General features: G+C 60.4%; 13 protein-coding genes. 11 read left to right on the plus strand and 2 right to left on the minus strand.

Features of this window, described 5'->3' with window-relative positions; all coding sequences use genetic code 11:
• The first annotated feature begins 3 nt into the window (after positions 1-3).
• The 4 genes from leuE (at position 4) to RAN89_RS09925 (ending at position 5088) form a co-directional block, all read left to right on the plus strand.
• Positions 4-666 (plus strand): leucine efflux protein LeuE, encoded by a 663-nt coding sequence (leuE, locus tag RAN89_RS09910; protein WP_313866174.1) that lies wholly within the window; start codon positions 4-6, stop codon positions 664-666.
• A gap of 51 nt (positions 667-717) precedes the next feature.
• Positions 718-3972 carry a carbamoyl-phosphate synthase large subunit gene (carB, locus tag RAN89_RS09915; protein ID WP_313866175.1) on the plus strand — a complete coding sequence of 1085 codons (3255 nt, stop codon included), beginning with the start codon at positions 718-720 and terminating at the stop codon, positions 3970-3972.
• 199 nt (positions 3973-4171) lie between these two features.
• On the plus strand, positions 4172-4648 hold the full coding sequence (greA, locus tag RAN89_RS09920; RefSeq protein WP_313866176.1) for a transcription elongation factor GreA: 477 nt from the start codon (positions 4172-4174) through the stop codon (positions 4646-4648).
• On the plus strand, positions 4648-5088 hold the full coding sequence (locus tag RAN89_RS09925) for a DUF4149 domain-containing protein (protein WP_313866177.1): 441 nt from the start codon (positions 4648-4650) through the stop codon (positions 5086-5088). The genes greA and RAN89_RS09925 overlap by 1 nt, the downstream gene beginning before the upstream one ends.
• A 45-nt stretch (positions 5089-5133) precedes the next feature.
• Here RAN89_RS09925 and RAN89_RS09930 read toward each other — a convergent pair whose 3' ends face one another.
• A complete protein-coding gene (locus RAN89_RS09930) occupies positions 5134-5607 on the minus strand; it encodes a YhbY family RNA-binding protein (RefSeq protein WP_087497050.1) in 474 nt (157 codons plus the stop codon).
• An 18-nt stretch (positions 5608-5625) separates the two neighbouring features.
• Between RAN89_RS09930 and RAN89_RS09935 the strand changes: the two genes are divergently transcribed.
• From RAN89_RS09935 to RAN89_RS09965, 7 genes are all read left to right on the plus strand, one after another.
• Positions 5626-6312: an RlmE family RNA methyltransferase gene (locus RAN89_RS09935; protein ID WP_313866178.1), complete on the plus strand. Its 687-nt coding sequence runs from the start codon at positions 5626-5628 to the stop codon at positions 6310-6312.
• A gap of 132 nt (positions 6313-6444) precedes the next feature.
• Positions 6445-8358, plus strand: coding sequence for an ATP-dependent zinc metalloprotease FtsH (ftsH, locus tag RAN89_RS09940; RefSeq protein WP_313866179.1), 1914 nt, complete (start codon positions 6445-6447; stop codon positions 8356-8358).
• Positions 8359-8423: 65 nt separating this feature from the next.
• Positions 8424-9332, plus strand: coding sequence for a dihydropteroate synthase (gene folP / locus RAN89_RS09945; RefSeq protein WP_313866180.1), 909 nt, complete (start codon positions 8424-8426; stop codon positions 9330-9332).
• 18 nt (positions 9333-9350) lie between these two features.
• Positions 9351-10682 (plus strand): phosphoglucosamine mutase, encoded by a 1332-nt coding sequence (gene glmM, locus RAN89_RS09950; protein ID WP_313866181.1) that lies wholly within the window; start codon positions 9351-9353, stop codon positions 10680-10682.
• A 3-nt stretch (positions 10683-10685) separates the two neighbouring features.
• Positions 10686-11186: a GNAT family N-acetyltransferase gene (locus RAN89_RS09955; RefSeq protein ID WP_313866182.1), complete on the plus strand. Its 501-nt coding sequence runs from the start codon at positions 10686-10688 to the stop codon at positions 11184-11186.
• 32 nt (positions 11187-11218) lie between these two features.
• Positions 11219-11494, plus strand: a complete 276-nt coding sequence (locus RAN89_RS09960; RefSeq protein ID WP_313866183.1) for a hypothetical protein — start codon at positions 11219-11221, stop codon at positions 11492-11494.
• Between the two features lie 28 nt (positions 11495-11522).
• Positions 11523-11909, plus strand: a complete 387-nt coding sequence (locus RAN89_RS09965; protein ID WP_313866184.1) for a hypothetical protein — start codon at positions 11523-11525, stop codon at positions 11907-11909.
• 41 nt (positions 11910-11950) lie between these two features.
• On the opposite strand, the gene arsA is transcribed toward RAN89_RS09965, so the two are convergent.
• Positions 11951-13747, minus strand: a complete 1797-nt coding sequence (gene arsA, locus RAN89_RS09970; protein ID WP_313866185.1) for an arsenical pump-driving ATPase — start codon at positions 13745-13747, stop codon at positions 11951-11953.
• Positions 13748-13749 lie beyond the last annotated feature (2 nt).

Genomic DNA, 13749 nt, shown 5'->3' on the forward strand with positions numbered 1-13749 from the left:
AGCATGAGCTTCTACGGCGTCACTGATCTCTGGACCTACGTGATAGGCGCTTTGGGCATCATTTTGTTGCCCGGGCCGAATTCACTGTTCGTGCTGTCAGTGGCTACCGTGCGCGGAGTCAAGGCCGGCTACCAGGGCGCCATGGGCGTGTTTGTAGGTGACACCATCTTGCTGCTACTCACTGCGCTGGGGGCAGCAGGTTTGTTGCGTACTTACCCTGCCTTGTTCATGGTAGTGAAGTACGCGGGTGCTGCCTACCTGACTTGGGTAGGTGTCAACCTCGTGATCTCTGCCATTCGCAAATGGCGCAGCGAGGCTCCGGTTGCGGCCGAAGCTGCCGTGGCAGAAGCCGCAAGCAACTTGCAACAGCCTTTCAAGCGGGCGCTGGTGATCAGCTTGCTGAACCCCAAGGCGATTCTGTTCCTGCTTTCCTTCTTCGTGCAGTTCATCGATCCCGGTTACGACACCCCGGCTGTGCCATTCCTGATTCTGAGCGCCATCATCATGGTGTTCAGTTCTATGTATCTGTCTGCCCTGATTTTTGCAGGCGCCCGCCTGGCTCAAGGTTTCAGCCGTCGGAAGCGGCTGAGCGCCACCTTGTCCAGTGCTGTGGGTGGCCTGTTTGTCTGGTTCGGCGCCAAGTTGGCAACCGCCAGCTTGAACTGACCCCGATTGATTTGATTAAAAAGTAAAAAGCCCTAAAGCTAAGAGTCCACCATGCCAAAACGTACCGACATCAAAAGCATTCTCATCATCGGCGCCGGCCCCATCATCATCGGGCAGGCCTGTGAGTTCGACTACTCCGGCGTGCAAGCATGCAAGGCTTTGCGTGAAGAGGGCTACAAGGTCATCCTGATCAACAGCAACCCTGCCACGATCATGACCGACCCGGCCACCGCCGATGTGACTTACATCGAGCCCATCACTTGGCAGACGGTGGAAAAGATCATCGCCAAGGAAACGCCTGACGCAATCCTGCCCACCATGGGTGGCCAGACCGCGCTGAACTGCGCGCTGGACCTGTGGCACCACGGCGTGCTGGACAAGTACAAGGTCGAACTGATCGGCGCCACGCCTGAAGCCATCGACAAGGCGGAAGACCGCCTCAAGTTCAAGGACGCCATGACCAAGATCGGTCTGGGTTCTGCGCGCTCCGGTATTGCCCACAGCATGGACGAAGCCTGGGCGGTGCAAAAGACGGTGGGCTTTCCCACCGTCATCCGCCCCAGCTTCACCTTGGGCGGCACCGGTGGCGGTATCGCCTACAACTCCGAAGAGTTCGAGACCATCTGCAAGCGTGGCTTGGAGGCTTCGCCTACCAACGAGCTGCTGATTGAAGAGTCTCTGCTCGGTTGGAAAGAGTACGAGATGGAAGTGGTTCGCGACAAGGCGGACAACTGCATCATCGTCTGCTCCATCGAGAACCTGGACCCCATGGGCGTGCACACCGGTGACTCCATCACTGTGGCCCCCGCACAGACCCTGACCGACAAGGAATATCAGATCCTGCGTAACGCCTCGTTGGCTGTGCTGCGTGAAATCGGCGTGGACACCGGTGGCTCTAACGTGCAGTTCTCTATCAACCCCAAGGACGGCCGCATGGTTGTCATCGAGATGAACCCCCGCGTGTCGCGTTCCTCCGCATTGGCCTCCAAGGCGACGGGTTTCCCGATTGCCAAAGTGGCGGCCAAGCTGGCGGTGGGCTTCACGCTGGACGAGCTGCGCAACGACATCACCGGCGGTGCCACCCCCGCATCGTTCGAGCCTTCCATCGATTACGTGGTTACCAAGATTCCGCGTTTCGCGTTCGAAAAATTCCCCGCTGCCGACAGTCGCCTGACCACGCAGATGAAGAGCGTGGGTGAGGTGATGGCCATGGGTCGCACCTTCCAGGAATCCTTCCAAAAAGCCCTGCGTGGTCTGGAAGTGGGCGTCGACGGCATGAACGAGAAGACCCAGGACCGTGAAGTGCTGGAAAAAGAGCTGGGCGAGCCCGGCCCCGAGCGTATCTGGTACGTGGGTGACGCATTCGCCCAAGGCATGAGCGTGGACGAAGTGTTTGCGTTGACCAAAATCGACCCCTGGTTCTTGGTGCAGATCGAGCAGATCGTGAAGCTGGAACTCGAAATCGAACGTCTTCCCCGGCCCGCCAGCGGATCTGCGTTGGACAAGATTGATGCGCCCACACTGCGTGCTTTGAAGCAAAAAGGCTTCTCGGACCGCCGCTTGGCGCGCCAGTTCAAGACCACCGACAAGGCCGTGCGCGAAAAGCGCCGTGCCTTGGGTGTGCGCCCCGTCTACAAGCGTGTGGATACCTGTGCCGCCGAGTTCGCGACCAACACGGCATACATGTACTCCACTTACGAGGCAGATGGCTCCGAGTGCGAAGCTGCGCCCACCGACAAGAAGAAGATCATGGTGCTGGGCGGTGGCCCCAACCGCATCGGCCAGGGTATCGAGTTTGACTACTGCTGCGTGCACGCGGCATTGGCCATGCGCGAGGACGGTTACGAGACCATCATGGTCAACTGCAACCCTGAAACCGTGTCCACCGACTACGACACCTCTGACCGTCTGTACTTTGAACCCTTGACGCTCGAAGACGTGCTGGAAATCGTAGACAAGGAAAAGCCGGTCGGCGTGATCGTGCAGTACGGTGGTCAGACGCCTTTGAAGTTGGCGCTGGACCTCGAAGCCAACGGAGTGCCCATCATCGGCACCACACCCGACATGATCGACGCGGCCGAAGACCGCGAGCGCTTCCAGAAGCTGCTGCATGCCCTGAACCTGCGTCAGCCACCCAATGCCACGGCCCGTACCGAAGCTGAGGCCCTGGAAAAGGCAGCTGCCCTAGGTTACCCCTTGGTGGTTCGCCCCAGCTATGTGCTGGGTGGCCGCGCAATGGAAATCGTGCACGAGCAGCGCGACCTGGAGCGCTACATGCGCGAAGCCGTGAAGGTGAGTAATGACAGCCCCGTGCTGCTGGACCGCTTCCTGAACGACGCTATTGAGTGCGATGTGGATTGCATCCGCGATGCGACCGGAGAGACATTCATCGGTGGCGTAATGGAACACATCGAACAAGCCGGCGTGCACAGCGGCGACTCGGCGTGCTCCTTGCCGCCCTACAGCCTGCATGCAGACACCGTGAGCGAGATCAAGCGCCAAACCAAAGCCATGGCCGGTGCCCTGAATGTGGTCGGTTTGATGAACGTGCAGTTCGCCATCCAGAACGTGGACGGCAAGGACGTGATCTACGTGCTGGAAGTGAACCCACGCGCCAGCCGTACCGTGCCTTTCGTCTCCAAGGCGACTGGTATTCAGTTGGCCAAGGTGGCCGCACGCTGCATGGCTGGCCAATCCTTGGCGAGCCAGGGCATCAGCAAAGAAGTGACTCCCCCTTACTTCAGTGTGAAAGAGGCCGTGTTCCCCTTCGTCAAGTTCCCCGGTGTGGACACCATCCTCGGACCTGAGATGAAGTCCACCGGTGAGGTGATGGGCGTGGGCAAGACCTTCGGGGAAGCTTTCGTGAAGAGCCAGTTGGGCGCAGGCGCCAAGCTGCCCCGAGGTGGCAAGGCGTTTATCTCGGTCAAGCAGACCGACAAGCCCCGCGCTGTGGAAGTGGCGCGAAAACTGGTGTCCCTGGGCTTTGAAGTGGTGGCGACCAAGGGCACCGCAGCGGCCATCAACGCTGCTGGTGTGACCTGCGGTGTGGTCAACAAGGTGACCGAGGGTCGCCCGCACATCGTAGACATGATCAAGAACGAAGAAATTTCCATGGTGGTGAACACCGTGGAAGAGCGCCGCAATGCGATTGCGGACTCGCGTTTGATCCGTACTTCCGCCTTGCTGGCCCGCGTGACCACCTACACCACCATTGCGGGTGCTGAAGCTGCCGTAGAGGGCATGAAATATCTGGACAGCTTGGGCGTGATCTCTTTGCAGGACATGCACGCAGAACTTCAGGCTTGAAGGGGCTGTTTTAGTGCCGGGCCGCCGCAAGCTGAAACGCGGCCCCCTTTTTTTGGGGGGGGCAGCGAACCGCACAGCGGCGGAGCGTTGGGGGTCAATAACTTGGCATAATCGAGGCCAACCGCATAGGACAGTGCCGCGCGCAAGCGCCGCACTGTCCTTGTACTTTGAGGCCCCATAAAACCTGGCTAGAGACACCATGGCAACTTATCCCATTACCAAGCGCGGCGCTGAAATGCTCAAGGCCGAGCTGCACAAACTCAAGACCGTGGAGCGTCCCTCGGTGATTCAGGCGATCGCTGAAGCCCGCGCCCAAGGCGACCTGAGCGAAAACGCCGACTACGACGCCGCCAAAGAGCGCCAAGGCTTTATTGAAGGCCGGATTCAGGAAATCGAAGGCAAACTTTCTGCGGCCCAAGTGATAGACCCGGCTTCCATCCAGGCCGATGGCCGCGTGGTGTTTGGATCCACCGTAGAGTTAGAGGATGAGGACAGTGGCCAGCAGGTCAAGTACCAGATCGTCGGGGAAGACGAGGCGGATCTGAAGCAAGGCCTGATCAACATCAGCAGCCCGATTGCCCGTGCCCTCATCGGCAAAGAAGTTGGCGATACAGCCGTCGTGCAAGCCCCCGGAGGCGAGCGCGCCTACGAGGTCGTTGCGGTTCACTACGTCTGATGCGGCAACTCCCGATCTGGTTGGCGGCAGCGTGGGCCATGAGCCTGACGATGCTAGGCTTTATGGTGGTGCCCATGTTGTTTGTGCACCTGCCTACCCCGGCCATGGCCGGCCAGATGGCGGCCAAACTCTTCAGTGCCCAGACTTGGATTTCGGTGGCTTGCGGTGCCATGCTCCTAATGACTTTCAGGTCAAATCGCCTGTTGGTGCCCGTAGAATCTGCGCGGGCAGCTACACTTTTTATAGTGGGTGGAGTGTTGCTGGCCTTGTTGGTGGAGCTGGCAGTGGCACCCCGCATCGTTGCCCGAGAAAACTTGGCCTTGTGGCACCGCTGGGGTAGCGCGATGTACTTCGCGCAGTGGGTGTGCGCTCTGGTGGTGTTCAAGAAAATGATCAGTGCACTCTTGCCAGCGAATGCCGGAAGCGACGTTCAGGCATAAAAAAACCGGAGCTTTCGGCTCCGGTTGTCAGTAGAAGAATCCGTATCAGGTCTGGCTGCGTTTCTTGACGCTGGTCTTTGGCTTCGGCTTGGCGCGCTTGATATTGCCGCCGGGTGTGAGGCGCTGGTTACCCAATACGCGCAGTGTCTTGACTTCGGGGCGGGTGCCGGGGCGGCCGAACTTCAAGACCTTGAAGTCACGAGGGCCGGGCATGCGGTCTTCGTCAACCGCTTTTTCCTTGGCCGGCTTGGGGCGCCAGAGCACCAGCAGTTTGCCGATGTGCTGGATGGGCGCAGCATTGAGTTCTTCCGCCAGGGTTTTGAACATCTCGTCGCGGGCGGTGCGGTCATCTGAAAACACGCGGACTTTGATCAGTCCGTGAGCGTTCAGGGCAGCGTCGATTTCTTTTTTTACGTTGGCAGTCAGGCCATCGCCACCGACCAGAACCACGGGGTCCAGGTGGTGGGCTTCAGCGCGGTGTTCTTTGCGCTGAGCGGGTGTCAATTGGATTTGAGGCATGTGGGTATTATCAACGCAATGAAAACGCAGAGCAAAAGTAACAAGCCCGACAACAAGGCAGGCAACAAAAAGGTCAACAAGGCATGGTTGTACGACCATATCAATGACCCCTGGGTCAAGCTCGCGAACAAAGAGGGCTACCGCGCCCGGGCCGCCTACAAACTCAAAGAGATTGACGAAACCCTGCACCTGGTCAAGCCGGGGCAGTTGGTGGTGGACCTGGGGTGCACTCCGGGGGCCTGGAGCCAGTATTTGCGGCGCCGCATGTCGCCCCAGGGCGCGGCGGTCGGTGCAATGAATGGCACCATCATCGGCCTGGATTTGCTCCCGATGGAACCCATTGAGGGGGTGACCTTTATCCAAGGGGATTTCCGGGAAGCCGAAACCTTGGCGCAACTCGAAGCGGCATTGGCGGGGCAGAAGGCCGATCTAGTGGTCTCTGACATGGCGCCCAACCTCTCGGGCATCTCGTCGGCCGATGCAGCACGGGTGGAGTACTTGATCGAGTTGGCCATTGAATTTGCCCAGAACCACATGAAGCCGCAAGGTGCACTGGTGGCCAAAGTGTTCCATGGCGGCAGTTACAACGAAGTGGTGCAGCGCTTCAAGCAGGCGTTTGTCACGGTCAAGCCGCTCAAGCCCAAAGCCTCGCGCGACCGTTCGTCAGAAACTTTCCTCATAGGTCTGGGGCTCAAGGGTTTTTAGGCCCTTCTTGACAAAACCCATGCCTTTTCTATGGCCGCAATAGTTTAAAAAACGACGGTCCATGCTTGAAAGGCCTAAAATGGGTCCCATGTACGCGGAGCACGGGCCTTCGCGTCCTTATTGGAGCTTCGCTTGAATAATCAGTGGTTTTCTAAAGTTGCAGTGTGGTTGGTGATCGCCTTGGTGCTGTTCACCGTGTTCAAGCAATTTGACTCACGCACGGCAGCGTCGGGCACGGTCGGTTATTCCGATTTCCTGGAGCAGGTGCGGAACAAGCAGATCAAAAGCGCCATCATCCAGGAAGGGCAGGGCGGCACCGAGATCCTGGCCGTCACGGCTGATGACCGCAAGGTACGCACCACGGCCACCTATCTGGACCGCGGTCTGGTGGGTGACCTCATTAATAACGGCGTGAAATTTGACGTCAAGCCCCGCGAAGAAGGCTCTTTGCTCATGACATTGCTGGTCAGCTGGGGCCCCATGTTGCTGTTGATCGGCGTGTGGGTGTACTTCATGCGCCAGATGCAAGGTGGCGGCAAAGGCGGAGCCTTCAGCTTCGGCAAGAGCAAGGCCCGCTTGTTGGACGAAAACACCAATACCGTGACCTTTGCCGATGTGGCAGGTTGCGACGAAGCCAAAGAGGAAGTGAAGGAAGTCGTCGACTTCCTGAAGGACCCCAGCAAGTTCCAAAAGCTGGGTGGCCGTATTCCCCGTGGTTTGTTGCTGGTCGGCCCTCCCGGTACCGGTAAAACGCTGCTTGCCAAGTCGATTGCCGGTGAAGCCAAGGTGCCCTTCTTCAGCATTTCCGGCTCCGATTTTGTGGAAATGTTCGTGGGCGTGGGTGCATCCCGTGTGCGCGACATGTTCGAAAACGCCAAGAAGAACGCACCTTGCATCATCTTTATCGATGAAATCGACGCCGTAGGCCGTCAACGCGGCGCTGGCTTGGGCGGCGGCAACGATGAGCGCGAACAGACCCTTAACCAGATGCTGGTGGAGATGGACGGCTTTGAGACCAACGTCGGCGTGATCGTGGTGGCTGCTACCAACCGCCCTGACATTCTGGATGCCGCTTTGCTGCGCCCCGGCCGATTCGACCGCCAAGTGTATGTGACCCTGCCCGATATCCGCGGCCGCGAGCAGATCCTGAATGTGCATATGCGCAAAGTGCCCTTGGGCCAGGACGTGAGCGCCAGCGTGATTGCCCGCGGCACCCCCGGCATGAGTGGTGCTGATCTGGCCAACCTTTGCAATGAAGCCGCCCTGATGGCCGCGCGCCGCAATGCGCGACTGGTCGAAATGCAGGATTTCGAGAAGGCCAAAGACAAAATCATCATGGGCCCCGAGCGCAAGACCATGGTCATGCCCGAGGAAGAGCGCAAGAACACGGCGTACCATGAAGCCGGCCACGCGCTGATCGGCAAGCTCTTGCCGAAATGTGACCCGGTGCACAAGGTCACCATCATTCCCCGCGGTCGCGCCCTGGGTGTGACCATGAGCCTTCCTGCGCAAGACCGTTACTCCTACGACAGCGAATACATGCTGAATCAGATCAGCATGTTGTTTGGCGGCCGTATTGCCGAAGAAGTGTTCATGAAGCAGATGACCACCGGCGCATCCAACGACTTCGAGCGTGCTACCTCCATCGCCCGTGACATGGTGACCCGCTACGGCATGACCGATGCCTTGGGCCCCATGGTCTACGCCGAGAACGAAGGCGAAGTGTTCCTGGGCCGCAGCGTGACCAAGACCACCAGCATGAGCGAGCAGACCATGCAAAAGGTCGATTCAGAAGTGCGCCGCATCATCGACCAGCAATACTCTCTGGCCCGCAAGCTGATAGAGGACAACCAGGACAAAATGCATGCCATGGCCAAGGCCTTGCTGGAATGGGAAACCATCGACAGCGACCAGCTCGACGACATCATGGCCGGCCGTGAACCCCGTCCTCCCAAGGACTGGACGCCGCGTACGCCCCCCAACAATGGTGGCGGCAGTGGCGGTGCCACCCCGGTGACTGCGGACCCCGCGCCGAACGCGGCTTGATTCGCTGCTATTCACAAAACAGCAGGGCCTTCGGGCCCTGTTGTCATTGGGGATAATCAAACGCTATGCATTGGCAAACCACCCGTTACTCCCTGGACCTCAGTCGTCCCCACGTCATGGGGATCGTCAACGTCACCCCGGATTCATTTTCTGACGGCGGTCTGCACGCCACCAGCCATACAGCGATCGCCCATTGCGAGGAATTGCTGAAAGACGGAGCCGATATTCTTGACATTGGTGGCGAATCCACCCGCCCCGGAGCGCCTCCGGTATCGCAAGAGGAAGAGCTCGCCCGTGTGTTGCCGGTGATTCGCCATGCGGTGACCTTGGGCGTGCCGATTTCTGTGGATACCTATAAGCCGGCCGTCATGCAGGCGGCGCTGGATTTGGGGGCAGACATCATCAATGACGTATGGGCCTTGCGCTGGGCGGGCGATGCACAGGGCAAAACCGGCCAAGACGTCATTGCAGCGCACCCCCACTGCGGCGTGTGCCTGATGCATATGCACCGCGACCCGCAGACCATGCAGGCAGCACCCATGGAAGGCGATGTGGTCCCACAGGTGCTATCGTTTTTGGAGCGTTCGGCGAAGGATTTGCGGGCGCTGGGGGTCGATAAGTCTCGGATTTGCCTGGATCCTGGCATAGGATTCGGAAAAACCGTCAAGCAGAATTTTTCACTGCTGGCCCGCCAGGAACAAGCTATTCCTCAGGGTTATGCCGTGTTGGCTGGTTGGTCGCGCAAATCATCACTGGCGGCCATTGCTCACACCTCGCTGGCGCAAGCCGCCGGCATGAACATCGAACTGCGCCGTGCGCCCAGCGTCACTGCAGCGGTGTTGGCTGTGCAGAACGGCGCGCATGTGGTGCGCGTGCATGATGTGCGTGATACGGTCAGTGCCCTGCGGGTGCTGGCTGCCATGCAGGCTGAAAAAATGCCCCCACTCTCCAAAGCAGCTCTCGCAAATACATAAAAGAACAGGAATTTCATCATGGGACGACAATATTTCGGCACCGACGGCATACGCGGCACCGTGGGCCAAGCCCCCATCACCCCCGACTTTGTGCTGCGCCTTGCGCATGCCGTAGGCCATGTACTCAAGGAAACCGAGGCGCGCCCCACGGTGCTGATCGGCAAAGACACGCGCATTTCCGGCTACATGCTGGAGAGCGCGCTGGAAAGCGGCTTCAACTCTGCAGGTGTGGATGTGGTGCTGTTGGGCCCCTTGCCCACGCCGGGCGTTGCTTATTTGACTCGCGCGCAGCGCGCCTCGCTGGGCGTGGTGATCAGTGCCAGCCACAACCCGTTCGCTGATAACGGCATCAAGTTTTTCAGCGCCAAGGGTAGCAAGCTGCCTGACGCCTGGGAGCTGGCGGTGGAGGCAGCCCTTGAGAAACCACCCGTGTGGGTGGAATCCGCCCACCTGGGCAAGAGCCGCCGGCTGGACGATGCGGCCGGCCGCTATATCGAATTCTGCAAGAGCACGTTCGCCAATGACCTGACCTTGAAGGGCATGAAGATCGTGGTGGACGCGGCCCATGGCGCGGCATATCACATTGCGCCCAAAGTCTTTCACGAGCTGGGTGCCGAAGTGATTGCCATCGGCTGCTCGCCGGATGGGCTCAACATCAACAAAGGCGTGGGCGCCACCCACCCCGAAGCGCTGGTGCAGGCCGTGAAAGATCATCGCGCCGATTTCGGCGTGGCGCTTGATGGTGATGCCGATCGCTTGCAACTGGTAGACGCCAGCGGCCGGTTGTTCAATGGCGATGAGCTGTTGTATTTGATGGCAGATGACCGCTTGGGCCGCGACGAACATGTGCCTGGCGTGGTGGGCACGCTCATGACCAACATGGCGGTGGAAGTGGCGCTCAAGAAGCGAGGTGTGCAGTTCGTGCGGGCCAAGGTGGGTGACCGTTATGTGCTCGAAGAGCTGGAAAAGCACCAATGGATCTTGGGTGGCGAGGGCTCTGGTCACTTGCTCGCGCTGGACAAACACACTACCGGCGACGGGCTGGTATCCGCCTTGCAGGTGCTGCAAGCTTGCGCGCGCAGCGGCAAGACCATGGCCGAGTTGCTGGCCGGCGTGACCCTGTTCCCTCAGACCCTGATCAATGTGCGTCTGACCCCCGGTCAGGACTGGAAGAGCAACACCCGCATGGCCGAAGAAACCAAGGCCGCCGAAGCGGCGCTGGGCGACAGTGGCCGCGTGCTCATCCGCGCCAGTGGTACCGAGCCTCTGGTGCGCGTGATGGTCGAAGCTCGCGATGCGGCACTGGCCCAAAGCTGCGCCCAGCGCATTGCAGACACCTTGAAGGCCTGAGCCATGAGCCACTCTATTCGCGTCGTGCGTGCGGATTACGCTAACCCCGTACATGCAGCGGCGCTGGTCATGCTGCTGGACGCCTACGCCAGCGACCCCATGGGTGGCGGTGAGCCCCTGAGCGACTTTGCAAAGGCGCAGTTGGTGCCGGCATTGGCGGCGCGTCCGCAAGCCTACAGCGTGCTGGCCTTTGCATCGGCAGACGACTCGGTGCCCGTTGGTTTGGTGAATTGCATCGAAGGTTTTTCGACGTTCAAATGCCTGCCACTGGTCAACGTGCACGATGTGGCCGTGTTGGCGGGCTACCGCGGCCAACGCATCGGGGAACAGATGCTGGCCTTGGTGGAAGACATCGCACGCGAGCGCGGCGCCTGCAAGCTCACGCTTGAAGTGCTGTCGGGCAACACGGTCGCCGAAAAGTTGTATCGCCGCGTGGGCTTTGCCTACTACGAGCTGGATCCCGCCATGGGGCAGGCCGGCTTCATGCAAAAGTGGCTGGACTGAGCAGCCAAGCGCTGAATGGAAGAGGGCTCCCCATGTTCAAAATCTACTGGACCGACACCGAGGGCCAATCCCACGGCGCTGAGACCGCTGACCTGGTGCAGGCCTTGCAGATCACCAAGGAAAAGCGCGATGCCGGCTACACCTTTGTGACCATGGCCAGCGAGAACCCACACAACGTGGGCAAGCAGGGCGTGGACGCCGTGGTGGACGGCAAAACCCCGGACGGCCAGGACTACGACTGGTCCAAAGCCGGGCGCGCGGGCAAACCCCGCAGGGGCGACAAGGTCATCACAAACAAAGACCATTGAAAACTTGGGCCCCATTTTTCGCTGAACCATGAACCTCCTCTTCGCCCTTTACACCCTCGCCAGCCTCACGCACTTTGCGCACAACGCCGAATACATCGCGTTCTATCCCGGTTTGCCGGTGTGGATGACGTGGGAGTCGGTGTACCTGGCCTGGTTGGCAGTGGCCGCGGTGGGTGGCCTGTCCTTGATGGCTAGCCGGCTGGGATGGTCGCGGTTGGCGGGTGTTTTGTTGGTGGCTTATGGCTTGCTTGGCGTAGACGGCCTGCTGCACTACACCCTGGGCCTGTGCTCGGAGCACACGCTGGCAACCAACCTCACCATCTGGGCGGAAGTGCTGCTCGGCGTGACGCTGGCATGTGCGGCGGCGCTGCGTTTAAAGCGGCTGGGGTTTCGCAAGGCAGCTGCCGAGTTTTAAATAAAAAATGCCTCTAGCGCTGGTGGAATATGCGCGAGCAGCTACTCTTTTGATAGCGTAGTCAAGGCCCCCAGCGCTGCAAGGCCCACCGGCCGATCGGCCATCCAGGGTACGACATAGCTGTGCTGTGACAAACCGTGGGCAATCCGGTCCATCTGTTTTACTTCCCCGGCCAGTCGTGCTGCCAACAGCGGGTCCTGCGTGCCGGCCGCGGACATGCTTTTGTTGATGACCCACGCATAGGGCTCCATCTTGGCGCGGCGCAGGTCGTCCTGCAGCGCGGCCGCTTGCGACACGGGCGTGACTTCGGGCAGCGTGACCAGCACGATCTTCGTGTGTTGCGGGTCTTGCAGGCGCATCAGCGGAGTAACCAAGCGGCCAGGGTTGGCATCGCCGTACTCACGCAGCATCTGGCGGTGGTAGGCGCCGGTGGCGTCCATCAGCAGCAGGCTGTGGCCGGTGGGCGCAGTGTCCAGCACCACAAAGGCACTGCGCGCCTCACTCACGATACGCGAGAACGCGTGGAACACGGCCACCTCTTCAGTGCAGGGCGACTGCAGGTCTTCGCGCAACAACGCAATGCCCTCAGCATCCAAGCCGGGTGACTTGGCAGCCATCACTTTGGTGATGTACTTTTCAGTCTCGGCCTTGGGGTCTATGCGGTCCACCTTGAGGCCAGGCAGGTTGCCGTCCACGGTCACTTGCAGGTGGTCGGCGGGGTCGGTAGTGCTCAGGTGTACCGAGTGACCGCGCTGTACCAAGCCCGCAGCGATGGCAGCCGCGATGGTGGTTTTGCCCACGCCGCCTTTGCCCATGACCATGATGAGCCCACGGCCGGAGGCGGCGAGCGCGTCTGTGAGCGCAGCAAGCGTGTGCTCCGAGTGGGCGGCTTGGGGCGCCGCGTGGCTGGCCGAACTGGCAGGAGGCGATGCTGGTGCGCTTGGCGCCGTTTCGTCGTTTGACAGCAGCGCACGCAGGGCGGGCAAACCCACCGTGTCAAACGCCCGCAGCGCAATGTGGTCTTGCGGCAAGGCCTGCAAGTGTGCTGGCATGGCGGCCAAGGCTTGGGCACCCAGTGCTTCAAAGGCAGTCGCCACCTCATCACCCGGGGCACTGGCATGGAACACCCCGTTGATGGCCAGGCGCTGGTTGTGAAGGCCCAGTTCATTGAGTTCCAGCGAGGTGCGCGCGGCCTCGGCAATCGCACCCACATCCGGCCGGGTGACCAGCACCACGGTGGTTTGCGCCGGGTCACTCAAGGTCTGCAGCGCTTGGGCAAAGCGAGCCTCTTGCATCTTCAGGCCCGAGTGCGGCCCGAGGCAGGAGGCGCCGCGGTCGTTGTCTGCCAGAAAACCGGTCCAGGCTTTGGGCAGGCTCAAGAGCCGCAGGGTGTGGCCGGTGGGCGCGGTGTCAAATACCAGATGGTCATAGCCCGCCGCATCCCCGCTGAGCAGGTTGGCAAATTCATCAAACGCGGCAATCTCAGTAGTGCAGGCGCCTGACAACTGCTCTTGCACCTGGCTGCGCTCGGCCTCGGTACTGGCCGGGTCCATCTGCGCCAGCACCCGCGCGCGGTAGCTTTGGGCCGCGTTGTCGGGGTCGATGTTGAGCACCGACAAGCCGGGCACTCCGGGTACCGGCACCGGCGTGTTGGCCAGTGTGATCCCCAGCATTTCGTCCAGGTTGCTCGCTGCATCGGTGCTGACCAGCAGCACTTTTCTGCGCCTGTCGGCCAGCGCAATCGCGCTGGCGGTGGACAGCGAGGTTTTGCCCACGCCGCCCTTGCCGGTGAAGAACAGGTGACGGGTGGGGTGCTGCAGGAGCTGAAGTGCGTTCATGG

The sequence above is a fragment of the Rhodoferax mekongensis genome (genome assembly GCF_032191775.1).
GTDB lineage: Bacteria > Pseudomonadota > Gammaproteobacteria > Burkholderiales > Burkholderiaceae_C > Allorhodoferax > Allorhodoferax mekongensis.